Genomic DNA, 23,720 nt, shown 5'->3' on the forward strand with positions numbered 1-23,720 from the left:
AGGGGGAGAGCAGCGTCAACGCCTACGGTAGGCCGACCTTCAACACTGTGGATTGTGCATACGGCCTTCACCCCCATCCTGAACTTGTCAAAGGGCGAGGGTGAAGGCCGCACGAACTCGCGTCAACCGATTTGCGTTGGCTGACCCGCACGGGGGCGAAGGAGCGCAAAGAAGGACAAGGCGGTACGCCAGAAACGGTTTGCCATCTGGCAGGACGCCGATCCCCCCTCTTGCAAAATCTAACACTTAGCCTCCGCTCCGCTCCGGCTAAGATGTTGATTTTCCTTTCCGGTCGGGGGCCCGCTGCCTTCGGCAGCTCCCCGGCGTTCGCTGGCCTTTCGTCGTGCCACTGGCACGACGAATTCGCCTTCGGCGAACCGGCCGCTCACCCCCCGCACGGGGGGAGATAGGGTGGCCGCAACCGCTATCCTCCAAAATACCCCTGCAACGGCCTCACCTCCAGGCTCCCCGCCTTGAGCGCGGCGATGGCCTCGACCACGGCGTGGCAGCCGGCCATGGTGGTGTAGTAGGGCACCTTCTGCATCAGCGTGGCGCGGCGCAGCGATTTTGAATCGGAGACCGCCTTCTGGCCGTCGGTGGTGTTGAAGACGAGCTGCACCTGGCGGTTGCGGATCGCGTCCTCGATGTGCGGGCGGCCTTCGAGCACCTTGTTGATCTTTTCGGCGGCAACGCCGTTTTCGCGCAAGTAACGGGCCGTGCCGCCGGTGGCGAGCACCTTGAAGCCGAGATCGGCCAGGCGGCGGACGGCCGGCAGCACGCGCGGCTTGTCCTCGTCGCGCACGGAGACGAAGAGCGTGCCGGAGCGGGGCAGATCGACGCCCGCGCCGAGCTGCGCCTTGGCGAAGGCGAGCGCATAGTCGCGGTCGAGCCCCATGACCTCGCCGGTGGACTTCATCTCGGGCCCGAGCAGGATGTCCACGCCGGGGAAGCGGGCGAAGGGGAAGACGGCTTCCTTGACCGCGATGTGGCCGAGAGCGCGCGTATCGGGGAGCCGGCCGTAGGCGGCGAAGGTGTCGGCCAGGCTCTCGCCCGCCATGACGCGGGCGGCGATCTTGGCGATCGGCCGGCCGATGGTTTTGGCGACGAAAGGCACGGTGCGCGAGGCGCGCGGGTTGACCTCCAGCACGAAGACCTCGCCGTCCTTGACGGCGTACTGCACGTTCATGAGGCCGCCGACATGGAGGGCCTTGGCAAGCGCCTTGGTCTGGCGTTCGAGCTCGTCGACGATTTCGGGCGAGAGCGAGTGGACGGGAAGCGAGCAGGCCGAGTCGCCGGAATGGATGCCCGCCTCCTCGATGTGCTCCATGATGCCGCAGACGAAGACTTCGTCGCCGTCGGAGAGGCAGTCGACGTCCACCTCGATGGCTTCGGTCAAATAGGTGTCGAAGAGGAGCGGGTTCTTCGACAGCAGCGTGTTGATCTGGCCGGTCTTGTCGGCCGGGTATTTCTGGCGGATTTCCTCCGGCACCAGGCCGGGGACGGTGTCGAGCAGGTAGGATTGCAGGCGCGCCTCGTCCCAGACGATCTGCATGGCGCGGCCGCCGAGCACGTAGGACGGGCGCACGACGAGCGGGAAGCCGAGCTCGGAGGCCACGACGCGGGCCTGCTCGACGGAGTAGGCGATGCCGTTCCTCGGCTGCTTGAGGCCGAGCTTCTGCAGGAGCTTCTGGAAGCGGTCGCGGTCCTCGGCAAGGTCGATGGCGTCGGGCGAGGTGCCGAGGATGGGGATGCCGGCGCGCTCCAGGCTGTCGGCGAGTTTCAGGGGCGTCTGGCCGCCGAACTGGACGATGACCCCGACGAGCTCGCCGCGCGAGGCCTCGACGCGGAGGATCTCGAGCACGTCTTCCGGGGTGAGCGGCTCGAAATAGAGGCGGTCGGAGGTGTCGTAGTCGGTGGAGACCGTCTCCGGGTTGCAGTTGATCATGATCGACTCGTAGCCGGCGTCGGCAAGCGCGAAGGCGGCGTGACAGCAGCAGTAGTCGAACTCGATGCCCTGGCCGATGCGGTTGGGCCCGCCGCCGAGGATGACGACCTTCTTGCGGTCGGAGACCTGCGACTCGTCGGCGGGGGCGCCGGCGAAGGGCGCCTCGTAGGTGGAGTACATGTAGGCGGTGGGGGCGGCGAACTCGGCGGCGCAGGTGTCGATGCGCTTGAAGACCGGGTGGACGCCGAGGGATTCGCGAAGCTTGCGGACCTCTTCGGCGTCGGTCCTGGCGAGCGAGGCGAGGCGGGAATCGGAGAAGCCGTGCGCCTTCAGCATGCGCAGATTGGCCGCGTCCTTCGGCAGGCCGTGCTCGCGCACGCGCTCTTCGAGCGCGATGATGGCGGCGATCTGCTCCAGGAACCAGGGGTCGATCTGGCACATGGCGTGCACCTCCTCGACGGAGATGCCGAGGCGCAGCGCCTGGGCGACCATGCGCAGCCGGTCGGGCGTGGGGGTGCCGAGCGCGGCGCGGATGGCGTTCTTGTTCTCGGACGGGTCGCCCCCCGGCTCGTAGCCGGGGATGTCGATTTCGTCGAGGCCGGTGAGGCCCGTCTCAAGGCCGCGCAGGGCCTTCTGCAGCGATTCGGCGAAGGTGCGGCCGATGGCCATGACCTCGCCCACGGACTTCATGGCGGTGGTTAGCACCGGCTCGGAGCCCGGGAACTTCTCGAAGGCGAAGCGCGGGATCTTGGTGACGACGTAGTCGATGGAGGGCTCGAAGGAGGCGGGCGTGGCGCCGCCCGTAATGTCGTTTTCGAGCTCGTCCAGAGTGTAGCCGACGGCGAGCTTGGCGGCGACCTTGGCGATGGGGAAGCCCGTGGCCTTGGAGGCGAGCGCCGAGGAGCGCGAGACGCGCGGGTTCATCTCGATGACGACCATGCGCCCGTCGGCCGGATTGACGGCGAACTGGACGTTGGAGCCGCCGGTCTCGACGCCGATCTCGCGCAGCACCGCGATCGAGGCGTTGCGCATGCGCTGGTATTCCTTGTCGGTCAGCGTCAGCGCGGGGGCGACGGTGATGGAATCGCCCGTATGTACGCCCATCGGGTCCACGTTCTCGATGGAGCAGACGATGATGCAGTTGTCCGCCTTGTCGCGGACGACCTCCATCTCGTATTCCTTCCAGCCGAGGACGGACTCCTCGATCAGCACTTCCGTGGTGGGGGAGGCGTCGAGGCCGCGCTCGACGATCTCGAAGAATTCGGAGCGGTTGTAGGCGATGCCGCCGCCCGTGCCGCCGAGCGTGAAGGAGGGGCGGATGATGGCGGGCAGGCCCACATGCTCGAGCGCCTGGGCGGCCACGGCCATGGCGTGGGCCATGTAGCGCTGCTTGCGGTCGCCTTCGCCGCGCTGCCACTCGGCTTCCAGTGCATCGAGCGCTGCGTCGAGCTCGGGGCCGGAATATTTGGCGCGCAGGGCCGCACGCTCGGCCTCGTGCTTCTGCCGGTCGGCTTCCTTCACCTCGGTGGCGTTGGCGAGCATGGAGCGGGGCGTCTCAAGCCCGATGCGGGCCATGGCCTCGCGGAAGAGCGCGCGGTCCTCCGCCTTGTCGATGGCCTCCGCATTGGCGCCGATCATCTCCACGCCGTAGCGTTCGAGCACGCCCATGCGGCGCAGCGAGAGCGCTGTGTTGAGCGCAGTCTGCCCGCCCATGGTGGGCAGGAGGGCATCCGGCCGCTCCTTGGCGATGATCTTGGCCACGACCTCCGGCGTGATCGGCTCGATATAGGTGGCGTCGGCCAGCTCCGGGTCGGTCATGATGGTGGCCGGATTGGAGTTGACCAGGATGACGCGGTAGCCTTCCGCTTTCAGCGCCTTGACTGCCTGGGTGCCGGAATAGTCGAACTCGCAGGCCTGGCCGATGACGATGGGGCCGGCCCCGATGATCAGGATCGACTTGATGTCGGTGCGTTTGGGCATGAAGGGTCCGTTCGTGCGCGTCGCGCCCCGGCGCAGGAGCGCGAGGCGCGTTGAGAAAAATCAAACCTTGAGGCTAGGCGGGCCTTATAGGCAAGGACGCCGGGCGACGGAACCCCAAAAAAGCAGGTTTACCCAACGGCGGACCTTCCGGCGCGATCGCCGGCTGCGGCAACGCCGCTCCGTCCGCACCTGCGCCGAAGGTGGCGGAAGCAAAGGCAACGGCCGGAAGCTGTGCGCCGTTCATCCTCGCCTGCGCCGGAGATGGCGCGTGACGGCAAGGGCGATTCCTCCGAGCGCGCCCGGTATCGCCAAGGTAAAGGCAAGACTCGCCATGCCCATCTCGCAGCCGCCCGAATCTCCGGGCGTTCCGCAGCGCGGGTCGAGCAGATAGGCGAGCAAGAGGCCAACGACGAAGACGGCAAGGGGAACGAGGACAAATCCGGCAAGGCCGAAAGCGAGCGAGGTGAGAAAGAGGCGCATCGGGCGTCACCCACTTCTGGACGGGTCGGCAGAACCTTGAAACAGAGTTGCCTGCAGAAGAACATGCGTCAAGTTTCGGGCAGCCCGGAAATGCAGAAGCCGGCAAAACACGCCCGCCTGCTTTTTTCCACGCCGTGTTCGACAGTTCTCCGGCTTGTGTTAAAAGGAAGGCAGCAAAGGAAGGCTTTGGTCTGGGGGGTACGATGCACCGACTGGCAACCGCAGCCGCAGGGTTTCTGGCCGCATTCTTGTGGACAGGCGGGGTCTTCGCCGCCGGTGCGGATGTCGACGGCAGCGCCGACTATCCCGATATCGGGCGCTTCGAGGGCTCCTGGATCACGCACTACGACGCCAAGGATTTCGACGAGTACTGGATCGCAACGGGGCCAGTCGAGCGTGCGGAGCGCGGCGAGGGGATGATGCTCGAAGGCCGCGTGGTGCGCATCGCCTACAAGCTGGATCCCGGGCCTTCAGTGCTGGAGGTCGCGCGCAACTACGAGAACCGACTGACGGGGAGCGGCTACGAAATCCTCTACAAGTGCCGGGACAAGGACTGCGGGGGATACAATTTCCGCTACTCCGGGACGGAAGTGATGCCGATGCCGTTCATGAGCGTCAATCTTGACGACTTCCGCTACATCGCCGCCGTCAAGAAGGGCGATCCGACGGTCTATGCGTCGGTTCTGGTCAGCATCAACAACGGCCAGGTGCTCAATCAGGTGATCGTCGTGGAGACCGGCGAGATGGAGGACCGCATGGTGGACGCCAAGGAAATGGCGAAAGCCATCTCCGACACCGGCAAGATCGCCATCTACGGCATCCATTTCGACACCGACAAGACGGACATCAAGCCGGAGAGCCGCCCGGCGCTCGATCAGATCGCCGAACTGATGAAGAGCAATCCGGAACTGAAGATCCTAGTCGTCGGCCACACCGACAATCAAGGCAGCATGGAATACAATCTCGATCTCTCCATGCGGCGCGCGCAGGCGATCGTGGCGGAACTCACCAGCACCTACGGCATCGCCGCCGAGCGGCTGACGCCGGCGGGCGCGGGGTTCCTTTCGCCGGTCGCCAGTAACCGCACGGAAGCCGGACGGGCGGAAAACCGCCGCGTAGAGCTGGTAGAGCGGTAGATTGCCGAGGGGAGGGGCCGCCTGCCCGTCCCCCTGGCAACCGGTAATCGGTGCTGATGTATGCCGCGCGGCGCATACGGAAGTAGGACCGCGCAAGCCCAGCTCTTAACTGAAATGTTGGCTTGTACTTGAATTTTCTGCCACCCCCGTAAGTCGCAAGGGCTTGCGGGGTTCTGGCTGGAGAAATCTGAAACAGCCGGAAAGCTGCGTTTTCCCAACCCAACTCACGAAAGCCGGATGCGAAAGGCACGTCGATAAGACCGCTGCCGGTGCCACCGGACAGCTCTGTATTAGTCGTGATTGTAAAAGGCGTGCGCCATTGGTCGCTTTATCGCTAAGGAAAGGGAGCTGCGGACGGTTGCGACGCGAACTGGACTAGCCTTCGCCATCGTTCGTCATCACCTATGGCTGTGTTATCGAGCCGTAACCGCTGCAAGCCAGAAGTCGCCGAGTTCGCGAGGACCGACGCTTCTGTTCACATCATTGATCCCGAGGAACTGGCGTTTGCGCCAACGACACATCTGGCGGATCGCTCAACAGAGTCTAATGCGCCTTAAGCTGACTTTATCGAGTACGCCTCCCGGATCAAGTCTAGCGGTTTGGACGACTTATCGATAAAGATTGGTCCTCCACGTATTGGGGCTGGCACGCAAGCTCGGGGACCCTCAATGAGCCCGGAATTCCTGCTCACTTCGCTGATCGTGGTCGTCTCGCCGGGAGCCGGCGTGCTCTATACGTTGGCGGCGGGGCTTTCGCGCGGTGCGCGGGCGAGCGTGGTGGCGGCCTTTGCCTGCACATTGGGAATCGTGCCGCATATGGCGGCGGCCATCACCGGTCTAGCCGCCCTGCTGCATACGAGCGCCGTCGCCTTCCAGGTGCTGAAATATCTCGGTGTCGCCTATCTGCTCTACATGGCCTGGAAGACCCTCAGGGAGCAGGGGGCGCTGCGGGTCGAGGAGAATGCTGCGCCGCAGTCCGCAAGGCAGGTGATCGTCACGGGCGTTCTGGTCAATGTCCTGAACCCGAAGCTTTCCATCTTCTTCTTCGCCTTCCTGCCGCAATTCGTGGCAAGCACCGAGCCCGATGCCCTCAGCCGCATGCTGGAGATGAGCGCCGTTTTCATGGCGCTGACCTTTGTCATCTTCACCGGTTACGGCTTCTTCGCGGCGGCCATTCGCAACCAGATCATCTCGAGGCCGCGGGTACTTGCCTGGATGCGGCGCACTTTCGCGGCCGCCTTTGTGGCGCTCGGAGCGAGGCTGGCTCTCTCGGAACGATGAAGGCCCGGCCGGGCGCGGGCGGCGAAACGCGCGGGACATGATTTCGCCCGCGGTTTCCACTATTCTGTTGAGACTGATTTGCGCGCGCTGAGGATCAGCGGCCGCATCGCGGACAGAGGATAGGCGATTTCATGCGCTGGAGAGGCCGCCGTCAAAGCAGCAATGTCGAGGACCGCCGCCGGGCAGGTTTTCCGGGAATGGGACGCGGCATGCCGATCCGCATTCCCGTGGGGCGGGGCGGCGGCAGGATGTCGCTGTCGACCCTCATCATCCTCGTGGTGCTGTTTTTCGGCATGAGGGCGCTGGGCATCGATCCGCTTGAAATGCTGGCCGGAGGACCGGGCGTGACCACAGGGCAGCAGACGGCCAATGATGAGACCACCGAGTTCGTGGGCGTGGTGCTGGCGGAGACGGAGGATGTCTGGCAAGGCATTTTTGCCGGACAGGGGGTGCGCTATGTCGAGCCCCGTCTGGTGCTGTTTTCGGAGTTTGTCGAGTCGGCCTGCGGCTCCGCATCGGCGGCAACCGGCCCCTTCTACTGTCCCGGCGACCGGCAGGTCTATCTAGACCTTGATTTCTTCAATGCACTCGCGCGCCGCTTCGAGGCCGCCGGCGACTTCGCGCAGGCCTATGTGATTGCCCATGAGGTGGGCCACCATGTGCAGAACCTGATGGGCGTGCTGCCGCGCTTCAACCGGATGCGGTCACAAATGAGCCAGGGGGAGGCGAATGCCATGTCCGTGCGAGTGGAACTGCAGGCGGACTGCCTTGCCGGAATCTGGGCGCACCACACGGCGCAGAAAGGACTGCTCGAGGAAGGCGATGTCGAGGAGGCGCTGAATGCGGCTTTCCAGATCGGCGACGACACGCTGCAGAAGCGCGCTCAGGGCTATGTGGTGCCCGACAGCTTCAACCACGGCACGTCCGAGCAGCGGCAGCGGTGGTTCGCGCGCGGGCTGGAGAGCGGGCGGCTGGCCGATTGCGACACGTTCAGCGGGGACGTGTGAGGCATGCACCGGCCGGGCGTTGAGGCCGTGAGAAGCGCATGAAGGCGGCAACCGTCGGCGCGCTCATCGTCTCGCTCGCGGGCGGAGCAGTGGCTTCGCAGGCGCCCGAGCTGGCGCAGCAGTACCGGCAGAGACTGGGAGGCGCGCTCGAGGAGGTTGCCCATGTGGTGGCGGATTTCGATGCGGATGCGGCGCGCAACAATCTCAGGCGGGAGGAGGCGCTGGCGCTGCACGATCAGGCCGAGGAGCCCTTCCTTCGCGACCGTGGACAGTCCATACGCCGCACCATCGCGCGTTTCGAGCGTCTTCGTTATCAGTCGGAACGGCTCGGCGAACTGCCGCCCGTGCTTCGCCCGCTGGCGGTGATCGCCGCGCCCGACCAGGCGGTGCTGGAGGGAACGGTGAGGAACTTCGAGCCAGCCGTGCCCCTGACGGCGCACGGGCTGGCATGGACGGCGGTCGGGCTTCTTTCCGGCTTCGGCGTGTTCCGGCTGGCGGCTTTTCCCTTCAGGCGGCGCGCGTCGCGGCGACCGGGGCGGTACGGTGAGCGTTTCACGCGGCCCGGCAATCGTTAGAATTGAAAATATCCGCTTAAACGCGCTTTAAACCGCCGATGATAGGGTCGCCCGTGTCCAATGGAGACGCGGGGGCGATGAAACTCAGGGGCATTATGCAGAAGGCGCTCGGCGCCTTTACGGGCGATCGGGCGGGCAATTTCGCAATGCTGACGGCGCTGGCGGCCGTTCCCATCATGGGGGCGGCGGGGCTGGCGGTCGATTATGCCAACACGAGCCGCATACGGGTCGAGCTCCAGCAGGCGCTTGATGCTGCGGTGCTGGCGGTGGCGCAGAGGGGCGACAAGATTTCCGACGCCGAGGCGCGGGAGATTGCAAACGCATATCTCACTGGAAACCTCGCCAATGCCTTCACCGACATGCAGGTGGTGCGCAACGGCACGGCGGTGACGCTTTCGGCCAGAACGTCCGTGCCGCTCGCCTTCGGCGGGCTGTTCGGCTACGACAAATGGCCGGTGCGGGCGGCTTCCACGGCCGACATGGCCTTCGCTTCCTACGAGATCGCGCTGGTGCTGGATACGACCGGCTCCATGCAGGGCGGAAAGCTCCAGGCCATGAAGGATGCGGTGATCGGGCTGATCGACGATCTTTCCGCACGCGTGGACGACCGCGACAGGCTGAAGTTCGCGCTCGTTCCGTTTTCCTCCTTCGTCAATGTGGGGCCTCAGTTCGGGCCGCGCTACGATTCGAAGAAGCGGCGCATTATCGGAACCGGTGCCGACTGGCTGGATCTGGATGGCATGAGCCCGATTCCGCAGATCGATCTCGTGAACGGTGTGAGCCGCTTCGACGTCATCGCGAATCTGGGGCAGGAGTGGGGCGGATGCGTGGAGACGCGCATTTCTTCCGGCGGCAAGGATCATGCGGTGGAAGACACGCCGCCAGTGAAGAACGACCCGGCGAGTCTGTTCGTGCCGGCCTTCGCCATAGACGAACCCGAATCGAGCTGGTGGAACTACTACAGCAACGACTATCTGGGTTATGCGAAGTCGTATGACGACAATCCGCTGGACAATTCGCCCGACGCGCGGGCCCTCCGGCTTCTTAAATACGGGCTCGTCAACCAGGCCAAGGCGATCGTGGGCAGCAAGCGGATCAAGGATCTGCCGGGCGGCAACGCGGTGGTTGGCGAGAACGGCTTTGCAGCGCCGCCCTTCGGCAAGGACATACGCGGCGGGAGAGGGCCCAATCGGGGCTGCTATGCCCAGCCGATCACGCCGCTGTCGAACGACTATGAGGATCTGAAGCGCAAGGTCCGCAGCTTCACGGCGCAGGGCAACACGAACATCATGGAAGGCGTGGCCTGGGGCATGCGCGTGCTGTCGCCGCATCCGCCCTTCACCGAGGGCAAGAACCCGGCGGATGTGCGGGGGCTCGAGAAGATCATGATCGTGCTGAGCGACGGCGCGAACGTGTTCGGCAACACCTCCAATGCGTTGGGCTCGACCTACTCCAGCTTCGGCTATCTGGTGGACGGGCGGCTTGGCGTGAAGAGCGGCAACGACAAGCTGACGAACCAGCTCATGAACGAAAAGACCCTTCAGGCCTGCACCAACGCCAAGGAAAAGTGGGGCTATCAGATCTACACGATCCGCCTCGAGGAGCCGGATGTGGCGACGGGCCAGATGCTGCGCGACTGCGCGAGCTCACCGGCGCACTATTTCGACACGCCCTCGCGCAGCCAGCTCGATGCGGTCTTCAAAGATATCCGTGACGGAATCACCAAACTGCGCCTTTCGTCCTGACGCATGGTGAAACTTGGGGGCGGCCGGACAAGCCGCCCCTTCTTTTTTGTGTCAGCGCTCGGCTTTGTGTCAGCGCTCGGCGAGTGCGGGCTCGCCCTTCCGCTCGCGGATCAGATTGACGAAGCGGCGGAAGAGGTAGTGCGAATCCTGCGGGCCGGGAGAGGCCTCGGGGTGATGCTGCACGGAGAAGACCGGCTTGCCGGTAAGGGCGATGCCGCAGTTCGAGCCGTCGAAGAGGGAAACGTGAGTCTCTTCAACGCCTTCGGGCAGAGACTTGGAGTCCACTGCGAAGCCGTGGTTCATCGAAACGATCTCGACCTTGCCGGTGGTGAAGTCCTTCACCGGGTGATTGGCGCCGTGATGGCCCTGATGCATCTTGACGGTCTTGGCACCGAGCGCGAGGGCCAGCATCTGATGGCCGAGGCAGATGCCGAAAATGGGGATGCCGGTCTCGAGCAGCGCGCGGATCGTGGGCACGGCGTATTCGCCGGTGGCCGCAGGATCGCCGGGGCCGTTGGAGAGGAAGATGCCATCCGGCTTCATGGCCAGGATGTCCTCCGCGGTCGCGGTGGCGGGCACCACGGTCACCTTCGCACCGAGGCTCGACAGCATGCGCAGGATGTTGCGCTTGACGCCGTAGTCGATGGCCACGATGTGCAGCGGCGTCTCGCCGGCCGTGCCGTAGCCCTCGCTCCATACCCAGGGCGTCTCGGTCCATGTGGATGACTGGCCGGAGGTGACTTCCCTGGCAAGATCGAGGCCAACGAGGCCGCTCCAGCTGCGCGCCTCCTTTTTCAGCGCCTCCACGTCGAAGCGGCCGTCGGGCGAGTGGGCGATCACCGCGTTCGCCGCACCCTTTTCACGCAGGAGCGCCGTGAGCGCGCGCGTGTCGATGCCGGAAAGCGCGACGATGCCGCGCCGTTTCAGCCACGCGTCGAGATGTTCGGCCGCGCGGTAGTTGGAGGGTGCGGTGACATCGGCGCGGAAGACCGCGCCCACGGCGCCGGCCCGGGCGGCAGGATTGAGGTCCTCTATGTCCTCGCTGTTGGCGCCGACATTGCCGATGTGCGGGAAGGTGAAGGTGACGATCTGCCCGGCATAGGAGGGATCGGTGAGGATTTCCTGATAGCCGGTGAGCGCGGTGTTAAAACACAGCTCCCCGACGGCATGGCCGGTTGCACCGAGGCCGTTCGCCTCGAACACCGTGCCGTCAGCCAGAACCAGCAGCGCTGTCGGCCCGCGCACGCTCCATGGCTCAGTCTCAGCCATGCAAAAACTCCATATCTCGGTTGCTCCGGCCGGGCTTGAAAGACACCCATAACCGCGCCATATGGCGCGGCACATGCGAACCACCGGCAGATGCGGCCTGCCGCTCGCAAGGGACATTTAACGGTCATCATGAGCGCGGGCAATAGGGCGCAATCGACGCAGCTGATTCTTCCCCTGTTGCGTGCGGAGCGAGATAGCAAACATTTTCAGGCAGTTAGCGTGAGAAAAGCGGTTTGCATCGGTAGGCTGCCAGCATTATGGTCGCATTTGTGACGGGAGACTCAAACGCCATGCGCGAAAAAATCGCCCAGGCGCTGAAAGCCGCGATCGAAGCTCAGGACAAGGAGCGCATTCCCACCCTGCGCCTGATACAGGCGGCGATCAGGGACCGCGATTCGGCCGCCCGCAATGCGGGGCGCGACCCCGTAAGCGACGAGGAGATCAGGGAAATCCTCGTTCGGATGGTGAAGCAGCGCAAGGAATCGGCACGCCAATTCGAGGAAAGCAATCGCCCGCAGGAGGCCGCGGCCGAGCGCCGGGAGATCGAAATCATCTCCGGCCTCCTGCCCAAGCCGCTCGGTGACGATGCCATGCGGAAGGCCTGCGAGCAGGTGGTGCACGAGGTGGGGGCCGGGAGCCTGCGCGACATGCGCCGCTGCATGAACGCGCTCAAGGAAAAGTTCCCCGACCAGATGGACCTCGGCAAGGCCAGCGGCATCGTCAAGGACATGCTGCAGTAGCAACCGGCTGGCGGTTGCATAGGGCTGTCGCAGCCTTTTTACCCCCTCACCGTCGCGGGCTTCGCCCGAGCCACCTTCCTTCACTCCACTTCGCGGGGTCGAGGAGGGCGGCGGCCGCCTCAGCAATCGTAGGCTTCGTGGCGCTCTATCCTTACGCCGGGAAACGAGCCGATCTGCTCTGCCGCCCGGGCGATTTCGCGCGATCCCTGATGGGACCTCACATACCAAGGGCCGATCTCAAGCGCGGAGTAACCCGCACCCTTGGCGGGAAGAATCTCAACCCTATCGATCGTGACGGGCTTGCCGATGGGGAAAGCCCGTGTGTCCCACCGGGTGGAGGCGGCCCAGAGTTCTCCGGAGCGGCTGGTCCAGACCGCAAATTGCGAGGGGCTGAGGCGGCGGGCGACCTGTGACGGTGTGGTAAGCACTTCCGGTGCGTGGAGCGAGTGCCTGAGGAAGCGCACCCTTTGCTGCGTGTCGGCATCCTTGCCGCTCAGGCCATAGCCATAGCGGGGGCTCGCGGGCCAGTCGAGCGCGTACACCTGAATGCCGGAGAGCGTCGCCGCGGCCTCGGCAAGCCGCTCGCACTGTGCCATCCATTCGGCAAGATAGGGCTCGGCCGCCACTTCCTCCCGCCAGGAGAGCTGCACTGATCCGACGGACCGGCCGCGGTCTGTGGAGTGAGGGGCGCCGTAAATCCACATTCCCAGGCGAACGTCACCCCGCGACCAATCCGCATTGAGGACAACCGTATTCTCCGCGGGGGCGGAACCGGACGGCTCGTGACGGCTGATCTTTCCCGGGGAACCGAGCAGGCTTTCCACCGCGTCGGCCCAATCGACAGGGCGAAGACCACCGATATCGGCGAGGTCATAGGTCGCATTCAGGACCGGGCGATCGGCAGCGGGGCCGGAGAACCGGACGGACAGGGCGGGTAGCCCATAGGCGAAGGGGCAGGGCAGGCTGATCTCGTAACGCCGAAGGGCTCCCTCGCCAAGTCCGAGCATCCGCACCGCCTGTTCGCGCGTCGTGCCCCAGGGGATCAGCCGTTCCCCCACCCGAAAACCCTCTGTGATGTCCTCCATGCCTCCTTCCTCCTTAGGACAGGATCGCGCGAACGGAATCGCGGCAAAATTTCGCGGATGGACCGTCGAACTGATTTGAAACCGTAACAATCAATCAATCCAAGCTTAAACATTTCGCCCCACGGTGCGCCGCCACAAGGGGGTGCAGGGTATGCGGCTTTCCGCGTTGTTCAATTCTTTTGCCATAAAGGTCGTCATTCCGGTTTTCGCGGCGGTCGCGGCCGCGAGCTTTGCGGTGATAGGTCTTCTCTTATGGTCCAGCCAGGAGGCCGACCGGGTCGCGATGGAGCGGCAGGAACGGCTCATGCAACTGGTCATCTCCCGTATGCAGGAGTCGATCGCCTACCAGCAGGAAAGCGTCACGGTCTGGGACGATGCCGTCGAGTATGTGAGGGCGGGCAAGGATCTGGAATGGATCGACGATAATCTCGGGAGCTGGATGCACACCTATTTCGGCCATGACGCAGCCTACATCCTCGATTCGAAGAACGAGCTCGTTGCCGGCTTTTCCGCAAACGCGCGCACGGCAAGCGACGGCTTCGCCGCGCTCGCCCGCTCCATCACGCCGCTGCTGGAGGCGATGCGCAAGAAGATGCGCGCCGGAGACAGGGAGGGTGTGAGCGGCCGTTTCCTAAGCCCCGGGGTAACGGACCTGATGGTGGTCGACCGTCATCCGGCCATCGTCAGCGTCAAGCCGATCATTTCCGATACCGGCAAGATCAGGCAAACGCCCGGCGAGGAATATCTGCATGTGGCCGTGCGGTTTCTAGACGGCGACTTCCTGACGGAGCTCGAGAAGGACTACCTGTTCGAGGGGATGCGCTTCACATGGACCGGCCGGGCCGAGGAGGGAGAGACAAGCCTGTCCTTCGCGACTGCCTCCGGCGAGGTGGTCGGCTTTTTCATCTGGCAGCCGTATCGGCCGGGCATAGAGATGCTTTTCAGCGTTGCGCCGGTGCTTATGGTGATTCTCGTTCTGGTGCTGCTTACAGTCGCCGTGCTGCTCCTAGTGCTCAATCAGCGGTCCAGGAAGCTGGCGCAGAGCGAGGCGAGGATGCAGTATCTCGCGCTGCACGACCCGCTTACCGGCCTGCCCAACCGTGCGCTTTTCAACGAACGGTTCGACGCCACGCTCCGTCAGCTCCAGGGGACGGGAAAAATGGCGGCCCTGCTCTTCCTCGACCTCGACCGTTTCAAGCAGGTCAACGACACGCTCGGCCATCCCGCGGGCGACCTGGTGATCAAGGAACTGGCGGAACGGCTCAAGCGGCTCACGGGCGAGCGCGACACGATTGCTCGCATAGGCGGCGACGAGTTCATCGTGATCGTGCCGGAGCTGCGGCAGGCGGAGGAGGTGGAAATACTGTGCGAGCGGATCATCGAATCGATGCGCCGGCCCTTTGAGGTCGAAGGCCAGCAGGTCTTCTCCGGCGTGAGCATTGGCGTGGCTTTCGCACCCACGCATGGGGAGGAACGGACGGAACTCACCCGCAAGGCCGACATTGCTCTCTACCATGCCAAAAGCACAGGCCGAAGCCGCTACGCGATCTTCGGCTCGGCCATGGATGCCATGCTCAGGACGCGGCGTGAGATTGAGCACGACCTGCGGAAGGCGTTGGAGCGGTCCGGCGAGATCACGATCTATTACCAGCCCCGTTATGCCGCAACCGACCTGCGGATCACCGGCGTGGAAGCGCTGCTGCGCTGGAGGCATCCGTCCAAGGGCTGGCTCTCGCCATCGGTGTTCGTGTCCGTGGCCGAGGAGACGGGGCTGATCGAGGCACTCGGCGAGCGGGTGCTGCGGGAGGCCTGCAAGGCCGGCGCAATCTGGAGGGACGTGATCCTCTCGGTCAATACGTCGGTGATCGAGCTGTGCAAACCCGGCTATGCGGCCAGGGTGGCTGCCATCCTCGGCGAATGCGGCATGGACCCGGGACGACTTGAACTTGAGATCACCGAAAGCGTGCTCTCCGACGCCGACGGTCAGAGCGAGCTCAATATCAAGGCGCTGCGGCAGCTGGGTGTGAAGATCGCGCTCGACGACTTCGGCACCGGGTTTTCCTCGCTCGGCCGCCTGAAGCAGCTTCAGGTCGACCGGATCAAGATCGACCGCAGTTTCGTCCACGGGTTCGGGCGCCTGGGCGGCGACGAGGCGATCGTGCAGGCGATGATCCATCTAGCCCATGCGAGGGGGCTTCGCACGACAGCCGAGGGCGTGGAAACCCAGGAGCAGCGCGATCAGCTTACGCAGGCCGGTTGCGACGAGCTGCAGGGTTTCCTCTTCTCGCCGGCGCTTCCGCTCGACGAGATCGATTCCCTTCTCGGGGTCACAAGAAGGAAACTCTCCGCGGTGGCGAGCGTGGCCTGAGAACGGCCGGCGCAGGGCGGGGCGTACCCGGCTGTGAAAAGCGGGCATGGCGGCAATCGCGACTCGCGAAGAAGCGGCGAGTCGGATATGGACGGACAGCGGAGAACTCCGGGCCCATGCGCTTTTCCAACAGTTTTCTCGACGAGATCAGAGATCGCGTGCCCATAAGCCAGGTGGTGGGCAGCCGCGTCACCTTCGACAAGCGCAAGACGAATGCGGCGCGGGGCGACTACTGGGCCTGCTGTCCCTTCCATGGGGAGAAGACGCCGAGTTTTCATTGCGAGGACCGCAAGGGGCGCTATCACTGCTTCGGATGCGGGGCTTCGGGCGATCACTTCCGCTTTTTGACCGAGCTTGATGGCCTGAGCTTTCCGGAAGCCGTGGAGCGGGTGGCCACGATGGCGGGCATTCCCATGCCCGCGCCCGACCCGGAGGCCGAACGCAGGGAGCAGCAGCGCGCGAGCCTCACGGATGTCATGGAACTCGCCGCCCGGTTCTTCCAGGATTGCCTGCACGGGCCACAGGGCGCAGAGGCGCGGGCCTATCTGCGCGGACGCGGCATCAGTGCCGCCACGCAGGAGGCGTTCCGGCTGGGCTACGCGCCGGACAGCCGCAACGCGCTGAAGGAATTCCTGGCCGGAAAGGGGATCACGAAAGCGCAGATAGAGGCGTGCGGTCTGGTGGTGAGCGGGCCGGACATTCCCGTCTCCTTCGACCGGTTCCGCGGGCGCATCATGTTTCCCATCGAGGATACGCGAGGGCGCGTCATCGCTTTCGGGGGCAGGGCGCTTTCTGCCGACGTGCCGGCAAAGTACATGAACTCGCCCGACACGGAGCTCTTCCACAAGGGCAATGTGCTCTACAACCATGCGCGCGCCAGAAAGGCGGCCCGCGACGGCACGGTGATCGCGGTCGAGGGCTATATGGACGTGATCGCGCTCGCCCAGGCGGGGGTGGAGAATGCCGTTGCGCCCCTCGGCACCGCGCTGACGGAAAACCAGCTCGAACTCCTGTGGCGCATGGCGGGCGAGCCTGTACTGTGCTTCGACGGCGACGATGCGGGCCTGCGCGCGGCGTGGCGGGCGGCGGACCTTGCGCTGCCTATGGTGCGGCCCGGCCGCTCCCTGCGCTTCGCCCTTCTGCCCGAAGGCAAGGACCCGGACGATCTGGTGCGGGAGGCGGGCCGGGAGGCGATGGACGGGCTGATCGCGGCGGCGCGGCCGCTGGCGGACATCCTGTGGATGCGCGAGACCGCCGGCCGCAGCTTCGACACGCCGGAACGGCGCGCCGAACTGGAGCAGAACCTGCGCGCTCTCACCTCACGCATCCGCGACGAAAGCGTGCGGCGCCACTATGCCCAGGAGCTGCGCGAGCGCGTGCAGAGCCACTTCGGGCCGGCCCAGCCCCGGTCGCGTGGCGGCTTCTCCCAGCAGCGGGGCCGATACGGCAGCGTGCCCGGCAGGCTGGCGGTTTCCGAGAGCCTCGCCCGTTCGGCCCTGGTGAAGGGCTCGGGCGGCATTATGCCGCTTCGCGAGGCGGCCATCATGGTGGCCCTCGTCAACCATCCCCTCCTGCTCGACGAGTATTTCGACCAGGTGGAGAAGCTGACGCTGGAGAGCGCCGACCTGAGGCGGCTGCGGGAGGTGCTGTTCGACGCGCTCGCCCATGATGCCTCGCACGAGCGCGGCGCGCTGAAGGCGGCGATCGCGAATGCGGGCCTGGAGGCGGTCTACGAGCGGGCCGAGATGCTGGTGCGGCGTGCGAATCAGTGGCCGGCCCTACCTGAGGCAGCGCTGGAGGATGCGCGCGAGGCGTTCCTGCAGGCGCTGCACTTGCACTTGAGCGCGGGCACCCTAAATAGGGAGCTCAAAGCGGCCGAGCGGGCGCTCGCCGAGGAACCCACTGAGGAGAATTACCGCCGCCTCGTGGAGATACAGGCGGAACTGCGCAACATACAGGCGGCGGAAGCGCTCATCGAAGGGTTCGGACTGCTTTCCGGGCGCGTTGGGCGGTCTTAGCAATGCAGGAGCGGATTGACGGCGAAAGAGGCCGCGATTCGCTTTTTTGATGCGAATCATGGCAGAGCGGCTTGACCTCGGCGCGGTTTGAAGGAATCAGGGTCGATTCGACTCGGGTCCCGGCAGGAGGGACCCCATATGACAGTTGATGCCGCCGGATGATATGGAAAGGCGCCAAGAACGCCATAGATGTTCAGTCAGTTCGTATGCCCAGGGTTAATCGGGCTTTAACGCGGCGCGACTAGAGCCAGCGAAGTTGTGGATCGGTGGCGGCAGGGTCACCGTTCCTGCTGCGGTGCGGTTGGAGAAGGCAGAAATATGGCGACGAAAGAGAAGGAAGAGGTCGAAATCGAGCGCGAGGGCAGCGACGGTCCGCTGCTCGACCTTTCCGACGACGCAGTCAAGAAAATGATCAAGCTCGCGAAGAAGCGCGGCTACGTCACGATGGACGAGCTGAATGCCGTGCTTCCTTCGGGACAGGTCTCGTCGGAGCAGATCGAGGACACGATGGCCATGCTTTCCGACATGGGCATCAATGTCGTCGAGGACGATGAGGCGGCCGAGGAGACCGAGCCCGACAGCGAGGACAGCACCGATCTTGCCGAGGTCGGCGGTGGCCTGCCCACGACGGTCGCCAAGAAGGAACCGACCGACCGGACGGATGACCCGGTTCGCATGTATCTGCGCGAGATGGGCTCGGTGGAGCTTCTTTCGCGCGAGGGCGAAATCGCCATCGCCAAGCGCATCGAGGCCGGCCGCGAGACCATGATCGCGGGCCTTTGCGAAAGCCCGCTGACCTTCCAGGCGCTGATCATCTGGCGCGATGAGCTGAACGAGGGCAAGATCCTGCTGCGCGAGATCATCGACCTTGAGGCCACCTATGCCGGCCCCGAGGCCAAGCAGGCGCCCATCGTGCCCCGGCCCGACGAGAACGCCAAGCCCGCCGAGGACAGCCCGCGGCGTGCGCGGCAGGATGACGACGACATCACCAATGTCGGCGGGCAGGCGCAGACCGAGGACGACGAGGAGGAAGAGGACGAGACCAATCTGTCGCTCGCCGCGATGGAGGCGGAGCTCAAGCCCTCCGTCATGGAGACCCTCGACTTCATCGCCGACACCTACGCCAAGCTGCGCAAGCTGCAGGACCAGAAGGTGGAGTCGAGTCTTGCCGATGCGGAGAAGCTTTCGGCCGGTCAGGAGCGGCGCTACAAGGAGCTGAAGGACGACCTCATCAAGGCGGTGAAGTCGCTCTCGCTCAACAACCAGCGCATCGAGACTCTGGTCGAGCAGCTTTATGACATCAACAAGCGGCTGGTTCAGAACGAGGGCCGGCTGCTGAGGCTTGCCGAGAGCTACGGCGTCAAGCGCGACGATTTCCTGAAGGCCTATCAGGGTTCCGAGCTCGATCCGAACTGGGCGGAGAAGGTGGCGCAGCTTCCCGAGCCGGGCTGGAAGGAGTTCGTCAAGAACGAGGCCGACACGATCGAGGCCCTGCGCTCCGAAATCCAGAACCTCGCCCAGGAGACCGGCATTTCGATCGGCGAGTTCCGCCGCATCGTCAACCAGGTGCAGAAGGGCGAGCGCGAGGCGGCCATCGCCAAGAAGGAGATGGTGGAGGCCAATCTGCGGCTTGTCATCTCCATTGCGAAGAAGTACACGAACCGCGGCCTGCAATTCCTTGATCTTATTCAGGAAGGCAATATCGGCCTGATGAAGGCCGTGGACAAGTTCGAGTACCGCCGGGGCTACAAGTTCTCGACCTACGCGACCTGGTGGATCAGGCAGGCGATCACGCGCTCGATCGCCGACCAGGCCCGCACAATCCGCATTCCCGTGCACATGATCGAGACGATCAACAAGATCGTGCGCACGAGCCGGCAGATGCTGCACGAGATCGGCCGCGAGCCGACACCGGAGGAGCTGGCCGAGAAGCTCGCCATGCCGCTCGAGAAGGTGCGCAAGGTCCTGAAGATCGCCAAGGAGCCGATCAGCCTCGAGACGCCCGTGGGCGACGAGGAGGATTCACATCTCGGCGATTTCATCGAGGACAAGAGCGCGATCCTGCCGATCGACGCGGCGATCCAGGCGAACCTGCGCGAGACGACGACGCGGGTGCTCGCTTCGCTTACGCCGCGCGAGGAGCGTGTGCTCAGAATGCGCTTCGGCATCGGCATGAACACCGATCATACGCTTGAAGAGGTGGGCCAGCAGTTCTCGGTGACGCGCGAGCGCATCCGCCAGATCGAGGCGAAGGCGCTGAGAAAACTCAAGCACCCGAGCCGCAGCCGGAAGCTGCGCTCCTTCCTCGACAGCTAAGGAGCGATTCCCGGAAAAGCGGATACCGGTTTTCCGTCCGGAATTGCGAAATGACCTAGAAACAAAAACCCGGCTTCGGCCGGGTTTTTGCTTCATGCTGGCTCCGTTCAACCCGGGATGATGCGGTTTCCATCACGCCTTGCGGTCGCAAGGCGGCAGGTTCATAGTTCGATCCGGCGCGGGGCGAAGACCGGCGCCTGAGGGAGGATTATTCTGCGTCACGGCGCCGGAGGAGGTGTGTCGTGACCACTTACATTGTACTTGTGACCTGGACGGAACAGGGCATGAAGAGCGTGCGCGAGTCGCCGCGGCGGCTCGATGCGGCGAAGGCTCTGCTTCAGGAAATGGGCGGCTCGTTTCAAGGCTTCTACCTGACCATGGGCGCATACGACTTGGTTGCCATTTGCGAAGCCCCGGATGACGCTGTTGCGGCCCGCTTTTCCCTCACACTTGGAGCTCAGGGCTACGTGAAGACGTGCACGCTGAAGGCGTTCCCCGAGGACGCATACCGCGAGATCATCCGTTCACTGGGCTGACGGTGCCCGCCTTGACAGGCGCGTCGTCGCGATGCACGACCGGGGCATGGCCCAGACGCGCCTGACAATCGCCACCTCCGGAGCCGGCCTCTACGAATTCACCGAGGAGGCGGCGGATTTCGTGCGCCGGTGCAAGGCGGAGGAGGGGCTTCTGACGGTCTTTGTCCGTCATACGTCCTGTTCGCTGATCATCCAGGAAAACGCGGACCCGGATGTGCAGCGCGATCTCCAAGCGTTTTTCCGCCGGCTGGTACCGCCATCGGACGACCCATCCATGGGCTGGATCACACACCGCCTGGAAGGGCCGGACGACATGCCCGCGCACATCAAGGCAGCACTGACCCAGACCTCAATCGGGATCCCAGTCGCGGGCGGGCGCATGCTTCTCGGCACCTGGCAGGGTATCTATCTGTTCGAGCACCGTGCGCGTCCGCACAGGCGCGAGGTGGTGCTGCATCTGAGTTGAGGCCGGACTGGCCGCCCGCGCGCATCCGCGCTAGATAACCAGGCGTTTCGTGGAAATGCCGGGATTGTCTAACGTTTTGATTGCGGAAAACCGGTAGCCACTTTTTCTGGAACTGCGCTAGGTTCCTGCGATGGGCAAGGGAGAGAACCATGTCATTTCTGAAACGGCTTTTCGGCGGCGGAGGCAAGGACGGTGAGGCGGAGACGGTCGGCCAGCCGGCCGAACACAAGGGCTTCACCATTCGTGCCACGCCGTTCCGCCAGGACGGGCAGTACCAGACCTGCGGGGTCATCTCCAAGACTGTGGACGGGGAGACGAAGGAGCATCGCTTCGTGCGCGCCGACCGCTTCCCGAGCCCGGACCTCGCCGCCGAGCATGCGGTGCGCAAGGGCAAGCAGATCATCGACGAGCAGGGCGACGCGATCTTCCGGTAAAGGACGATGATTGGAGGCGGGACTTGAAACTCGGCAGTTCATGAAGCCGCTTACTGTCAATTCCTGCCTAGCGCGCGAATGAGCGCGGCGAGAACCGTACGAAAGCTTTCCGCATCCGCTCCCGTTTCGATTGCTAGCGCCGCGCGATCATAGGCGGCGGCCAGAAGGGCTGTAAGCGGCTCCAGCGGCAGAGCACGAACGGCGCCTGCCTGCATCGCAGCCGCCAAGCCGTCCCGCAGCGTGCGGTTGCCGTGCCGTCCGTCTATTTCGTCCATTACGGCGCGCCCGAGCACCGCCGGCCCGTCGAGCAGAAGCAGGCGGGTGCGGCCCGGCACAGCCATTGCCGCCAGGAACGCATCACCGCCGAGGGTCAGTGCTTCGGCCGGTGAGGACGCTCTGCCGGCTTGTCTTTCGATTTCTTCGGCCACCCGTTGCGCCTCGCGCTCGACCACGGCCTTGAAGAGCGCCTGCTTGTCAGCGAAGTGATGGTAGAGCGCGCCGCGTGTCAGTCCCGCCGCGGCGACGATTTCCGGCGTACTCGTTTCCGCATAGGATTTCTCCACAAAGAGCTGGCGTGCCGCTTCGATCAGCTTCTCACGGGTTTCATCAGAGCGTTCACGGTTAGAACGCCGGACGGTTCGTTGTTGCATACATGCAGCCTGCATGTTAATTACTGATACATTCAGAATGTATGTTTCTTCGGAAGGGAACGGAAGCCCGGTATGAAGACCACCAGCTATTATCCAGTGATTCTGACGAGGGATGTGGCGGGCACCGCCGCCTTCTGGCGCGAGCATTTCCGCTTCGAGACGAGGTTTGAGAGCGACTGGTATGTGCATCTTCAGTCGCGCGAGGACGAGAGCGTCAATCTGGCCATTCTTGAAGGAACTCATGAGACCATCCCGGAACCGGGCAGGGGGCGGGTAGCCGGGCTGATACTGAACTTCGAGGTGGAGGATGCCGATGCCGAGTACCAGCGGGCGAGGGCCGCGGGCCTGCCGATCCTTCTCGACCTGCGCGACGAGGAATTCGGGCAGCGCCACTTCATCACGTCCGATCCGAACGGCGTCCTGATCGATGTGATCAAGCCCATCCCGCCGTCGCCCGCATTCGCCGCGCAATACAGGTAACCGCTGCCCGCCAGGCTACGGGTGGGCCTAGAGGGAGAGGGGACGCGCTTAGCGGCCGAACGTCTCGCCGGGTTCGGAGCCGACGATCTCCACCAGCTCCAGATCGAAGATCAGGTCCTGGCCCGCTAGCGGGTGGTTTGCGTCGACGGTCACCTGGTTTTCGTCGAGATCGATCACGGTGAGCGGGATCTGCCGGCCTTCCCGCGTGGTTGCGGTAAGGCGGCTGCCAAGCTCGAGATCGAGATCGTCCGGCAACGAGTCGCGCGGGACGGATTGCACCTGGCGCTCGTCGCGCGCGCCGTAGGCTTCCTCCGCGGGCACCGTCACCGTGGACTTCTGTCCGACTTCCATACCTTCGACGTGCTTTTCCAGGCCGGGGATGATCTGGCCGCTTCCCACCTGGAACTCGAGCGGTTCGCGGCCTTGCGAAGAATCGAATTCCGTCCCGTCAGTGAGCCGCCCCGTGTAGTGGACGCGAACGACATCGCCGGTCTTGGCCTGCCTCATCATGCCTCTCCCTTCGCGTCGGCCGAAGACCCGCCGGGCGGGTCTTTACCAGTTCGAGCACCGATCTGACGATCGCCGCCGGAACTGGGAACTCCAGCCGAAAAATCCGCTCTTGGTTCCGGTGCGGATCTGTCGCATCTCTGCTCCAAATCCGCACCGGCCACCAGCCGTTGCAAACCGGGGTTCGCTACAGCATCCGATAAGGCTAGGGCGGCGCTCAGGGAGGTAAAGCCCTGAGCGTGAAATTTTTCGCGAAGGGCCGGCGCTATTTGCCGACAATGGCCCATTCAAAGCCGAAGGGATCGCGAAGCTGGCCGTAGCGGTCGCCCCAGAACATCTTTTCAAGCGGCATGACGATCTCCATGCCCTCGGCCTTCGAGGCCCGGTTCCACCAGAAGTCCACATCATCGACGCAGAGGGTGAGCGTGACGCCGGCAGGCTTGGCGGCCGGCTGGCCGTATTCGGGATAGGGGTCGCTCATCATCACGGAGCCGCCGTTGATGTAGAGGTGGAGGTACATGGTGCGGCCCTGCTCGTCCTCCGGATAGCTGGCGACCTCCTTCGCGCCGAACGCATTCTCGTAAAAGGCGGCCGCCTTCCTGGCGCCCTCCACCATCAGGTAAGAGATCACGCCGCCGCGCGGTTCTCCGGTTTCTCCAGGGGCGATCTGGATCGGCGAGGTTTCCGACATGTCTTCCTCCAG

20 protein-coding genes are annotated in these 23,720 nt (G+C 64.4%); 13 read left to right on the forward strand and 7 right to left on the reverse strand.

Features of this window, described 5'->3' with window-relative positions; all coding sequences use genetic code 11:
• Positions 1-424: 424 nt before the first annotated feature.
• The gene (gene carB / locus NYR54_RS13125) at positions 425-3,925 is read right to left on the reverse strand and encodes a carbamoyl-phosphate synthase large subunit (protein WP_261516134.1); all 3,501 of its coding nucleotides are present in this window, start codon (positions 3,923-3,925) and stop codon (positions 425-427) included.
• Between the two features lie 240 nt (positions 3,926-4,165).
• Positions 4,166-4,405 carry a hypothetical protein gene (locus tag NYR54_RS13130; RefSeq protein WP_261516135.1) on the reverse strand — a complete coding sequence of 80 codons (240 nt, stop codon included), beginning with the start codon at positions 4,403-4,405 and terminating at the stop codon, positions 4,166-4,168.
• A gap of 203 nt (positions 4,406-4,608) precedes the next feature.
• On the opposite strand from NYR54_RS13130, the gene NYR54_RS13135 reads away from it, so the two are divergent.
• The 5 genes from NYR54_RS13135 to NYR54_RS13155 all read left to right on the forward strand — a co-directional run bounded on the left by NYR54_RS13135 (position 4,609) and on the right by NYR54_RS13155 (position 10,148).
• Positions 4,609-5,541, forward strand: coding sequence for an OmpA family protein (locus NYR54_RS13135; protein WP_261516136.1), 933 nt, complete (start codon positions 4,609-4,611; stop codon positions 5,539-5,541).
• A gap of 668 nt (positions 5,542-6,209) precedes the next feature.
• Positions 6,210-6,821 (forward strand): LysE family translocator, encoded by a 612-nt coding sequence (locus NYR54_RS13140; protein WP_261516137.1) that lies wholly within the window; start codon positions 6,210-6,212, stop codon positions 6,819-6,821.
• 131 nt (positions 6,822-6,952) lie between these two features.
• Positions 6,953-7,828: a KPN_02809 family neutral zinc metallopeptidase gene (gene ypfJ, locus NYR54_RS13145; protein ID WP_261516138.1), complete on the forward strand. Its 876-nt coding sequence runs from the start codon at positions 6,953-6,955 to the stop codon at positions 7,826-7,828.
• A 38-nt stretch (positions 7,829-7,866) separates the two neighbouring features.
• Entirely contained in the window at positions 7,867-8,403 is a 537-nt protein-coding gene (locus NYR54_RS13150; RefSeq protein WP_261516139.1) for a DUF2937 family protein, read from the forward strand.
• 77 nt (positions 8,404-8,480) lie between these two features.
• Positions 8,481-10,148: a TadE/TadG family type IV pilus assembly protein gene (locus NYR54_RS13155; protein ID WP_261516140.1), complete on the forward strand. Its 1,668-nt coding sequence runs from the start codon at positions 8,481-8,483 to the stop codon at positions 10,146-10,148.
• Positions 10,149-10,217: 69 nt separating this feature from the next.
• Here NYR54_RS13155 and carA read toward each other — a convergent pair whose 3' ends face one another.
• Positions 10,218-11,417 carry a glutamine-hydrolyzing carbamoyl-phosphate synthase small subunit gene (gene carA, locus NYR54_RS13160; RefSeq protein ID WP_261516141.1) on the reverse strand — a complete coding sequence of 400 codons (1,200 nt, stop codon included), beginning with the start codon at positions 11,415-11,417 and terminating at the stop codon, positions 10,218-10,220.
• A gap of 290 nt (positions 11,418-11,707) precedes the next feature.
• Between carA and NYR54_RS13165 the strand changes: the two genes are divergently transcribed.
• A complete protein-coding gene (locus NYR54_RS13165; RefSeq protein WP_261516142.1) occupies positions 11,708-12,157 on the forward strand; it encodes a GatB/YqeY domain-containing protein in 450 nt (149 codons plus the stop codon).
• 119 nt (positions 12,158-12,276) lie between these two features.
• On the opposite strand, the gene NYR54_RS13170 is transcribed toward NYR54_RS13165, so the two are convergent.
• Entirely contained in the window at positions 12,277-13,242 is a 966-nt protein-coding gene (locus NYR54_RS13170; RefSeq protein WP_261516143.1) for a hypothetical protein, read from the reverse strand.
• Positions 13,243-13,393: 151 nt separating this feature from the next.
• On the opposite strand from NYR54_RS13170, the gene NYR54_RS13175 reads away from it, so the two are divergent.
• The 6 genes from NYR54_RS13175 to NYR54_RS13200 all read left to right on the forward strand — a co-directional run bounded on the left by NYR54_RS13175 (position 13,394) and on the right by NYR54_RS13200 (position 21,380).
• Positions 13,394-15,610 (forward strand): putative bifunctional diguanylate cyclase/phosphodiesterase, encoded by a 2,217-nt coding sequence (locus tag NYR54_RS13175; protein WP_261516144.1) that lies wholly within the window; start codon positions 13,394-13,396, stop codon positions 15,608-15,610.
• A 116-nt stretch (positions 15,611-15,726) separates the two neighbouring features.
• Complete coding sequence (gene dnaG / locus NYR54_RS13180) at positions 15,727-17,628, forward strand: DNA primase (RefSeq protein WP_261516145.1); 1,902 nt, start codon at positions 15,727-15,729, stop codon at positions 17,626-17,628.
• A 318-nt stretch (positions 17,629-17,946) separates the two neighbouring features.
• The gene (gene rpoD / locus NYR54_RS13185; RefSeq protein WP_261516146.1) at positions 17,947-19,944 is read left to right on the forward strand and encodes an RNA polymerase sigma factor RpoD; all 1,998 of its coding nucleotides are present in this window, start codon (positions 17,947-17,949) and stop codon (positions 19,942-19,944) included.
• Between the two features lie 242 nt (positions 19,945-20,186).
• The gene (locus tag NYR54_RS13190) at positions 20,187-20,480 is read left to right on the forward strand and encodes a GYD domain-containing protein (RefSeq protein WP_261516147.1); all 294 of its coding nucleotides are present in this window, start codon (positions 20,187-20,189) and stop codon (positions 20,478-20,480) included.
• Positions 20,481-20,526: 46 nt separating this feature from the next.
• Positions 20,527-20,946, forward strand: a complete 420-nt coding sequence (locus NYR54_RS13195; protein WP_261516148.1) for a secondary thiamine-phosphate synthase enzyme YjbQ — start codon at positions 20,527-20,529, stop codon at positions 20,944-20,946.
• A 149-nt stretch (positions 20,947-21,095) separates the two neighbouring features.
• On the forward strand, positions 21,096-21,380 hold the full coding sequence (locus NYR54_RS13200) for an HlyU family transcriptional regulator (protein ID WP_261516149.1): 285 nt from the start codon (positions 21,096-21,098) through the stop codon (positions 21,378-21,380).
• A 56-nt stretch (positions 21,381-21,436) separates the two neighbouring features.
• Here the strand turns inward: NYR54_RS13200 and NYR54_RS13205 are convergent, their stop codons facing one another.
• Positions 21,437-22,030: a TetR/AcrR family transcriptional regulator gene (locus NYR54_RS13205; protein WP_261516150.1), complete on the reverse strand. Its 594-nt coding sequence runs from the start codon at positions 22,028-22,030 to the stop codon at positions 21,437-21,439.
• Between the two features lie 72 nt (positions 22,031-22,102).
• On the opposite strand from NYR54_RS13205, the gene NYR54_RS13210 reads away from it, so the two are divergent.
• Positions 22,103-22,510, forward strand: a complete 408-nt coding sequence (locus NYR54_RS13210; protein WP_261516151.1) for a VOC family protein — start codon at positions 22,103-22,105, stop codon at positions 22,508-22,510.
• A 48-nt stretch (positions 22,511-22,558) separates the two neighbouring features.
• Here NYR54_RS13210 and NYR54_RS13215 read toward each other — a convergent pair whose 3' ends face one another.
• Positions 22,559-23,017, reverse strand: a complete 459-nt coding sequence (locus NYR54_RS13215) for an FKBP-type peptidyl-prolyl cis-trans isomerase (protein WP_261516152.1) — start codon at positions 23,015-23,017, stop codon at positions 22,559-22,561.
• Positions 23,018-23,282: 265 nt separating this feature from the next.
• Positions 23,283-23,708 (reverse strand): VOC family protein, encoded by a 426-nt coding sequence (locus NYR54_RS13220; protein ID WP_261516153.1) that lies wholly within the window; start codon positions 23,706-23,708, stop codon positions 23,283-23,285.
• Positions 23,709-23,720 lie beyond the last annotated feature (12 nt).

Origin of the sequence: Chelativorans petroleitrophicus (assembly GCF_025398195.1) — a bacterium.
In the GTDB taxonomy this organism is placed as follows: domain Bacteria; phylum Pseudomonadota; class Alphaproteobacteria; order Rhizobiales; family Rhizobiaceae; genus Chelativorans; species Chelativorans petroleitrophicus.

Excerpts from the sequence above, each read along its gene's own strand:
- carB (WP_261516134.1), bottom strand. The coding sequence starts at position 3,925 with ATGCCCAAACGCACCGACATCAAGTCGATCCTGATCATCGGGGCCGGC.
- NYR54_RS13130 (WP_261516135.1), bottom strand. The coding sequence starts at position 4,405 with ATGCGCCTCTTTCTCACCTCGCTCGCTTTCGGCCTTGCCGGATTTGTC.
- NYR54_RS13135 (WP_261516136.1), top strand. The coding sequence starts at position 4,609 with ATGCACCGACTGGCAACCGCAGCCGCAGGGTTTCTGGCCGCATTCTTG.
- NYR54_RS13140 (WP_261516137.1), top strand. The coding sequence starts at position 6,210 with ATGAGCCCGGAATTCCTGCTCACTTCGCTGATCGTGGTCGTCTCGCCG.
- ypfJ (WP_261516138.1), top strand. The coding sequence starts at position 6,953 with ATGCGCTGGAGAGGCCGCCGTCAAAGCAGCAATGTCGAGGACCGCCGC.
- NYR54_RS13150 (WP_261516139.1), top strand. The coding sequence starts at position 7,867 with ATGAAGGCGGCAACCGTCGGCGCGCTCATCGTCTCGCTCGCGGGCGGA.
- NYR54_RS13155 (WP_261516140.1), top strand. The coding sequence starts at position 8,481 with ATGAAACTCAGGGGCATTATGCAGAAGGCGCTCGGCGCCTTTACGGGC.
- carA (WP_261516141.1), bottom strand. The coding sequence starts at position 11,417 with ATGGCTGAGACTGAGCCATGGAGCGTGCGCGGGCCGACAGCGCTGCTG.
- NYR54_RS13165 (WP_261516142.1), top strand. The coding sequence starts at position 11,708 with ATGCGCGAAAAAATCGCCCAGGCGCTGAAAGCCGCGATCGAAGCTCAG.
- NYR54_RS13170 (WP_261516143.1), bottom strand. The coding sequence starts at position 13,242 with ATGGAGGACATCACAGAGGGTTTTCGGGTGGGGGAACGGCTGATCCCC.
- NYR54_RS13175 (WP_261516144.1), top strand. The coding sequence starts at position 13,394 with ATGCGGCTTTCCGCGTTGTTCAATTCTTTTGCCATAAAGGTCGTCATT.
- dnaG (WP_261516145.1), top strand. The coding sequence starts at position 15,727 with ATGCGCTTTTCCAACAGTTTTCTCGACGAGATCAGAGATCGCGTGCCC.
- rpoD (WP_261516146.1), top strand. The coding sequence starts at position 17,947 with ATGGCGACGAAAGAGAAGGAAGAGGTCGAAATCGAGCGCGAGGGCAGC.
- NYR54_RS13195 (WP_261516148.1), top strand. The coding sequence starts at position 20,527 with ATGGCCCAGACGCGCCTGACAATCGCCACCTCCGGAGCCGGCCTCTAC.
- NYR54_RS13200 (WP_261516149.1), top strand. The coding sequence starts at position 21,096 with ATGTCATTTCTGAAACGGCTTTTCGGCGGCGGAGGCAAGGACGGTGAG.
- NYR54_RS13205 (WP_261516150.1), bottom strand. The coding sequence starts at position 22,030 with ATGCAACAACGAACCGTCCGGCGTTCTAACCGTGAACGCTCTGATGAA.
- NYR54_RS13210 (WP_261516151.1), top strand. The coding sequence starts at position 22,103 with ATGAAGACCACCAGCTATTATCCAGTGATTCTGACGAGGGATGTGGCG.
- NYR54_RS13215 (WP_261516152.1), bottom strand. The coding sequence starts at position 23,017 with ATGAGGCAGGCCAAGACCGGCGATGTCGTTCGCGTCCACTACACGGGG.
- NYR54_RS13220 (WP_261516153.1), bottom strand. The coding sequence starts at position 23,708 with ATGTCGGAAACCTCGCCGATCCAGATCGCCCCTGGAGAAACCGGAGAA.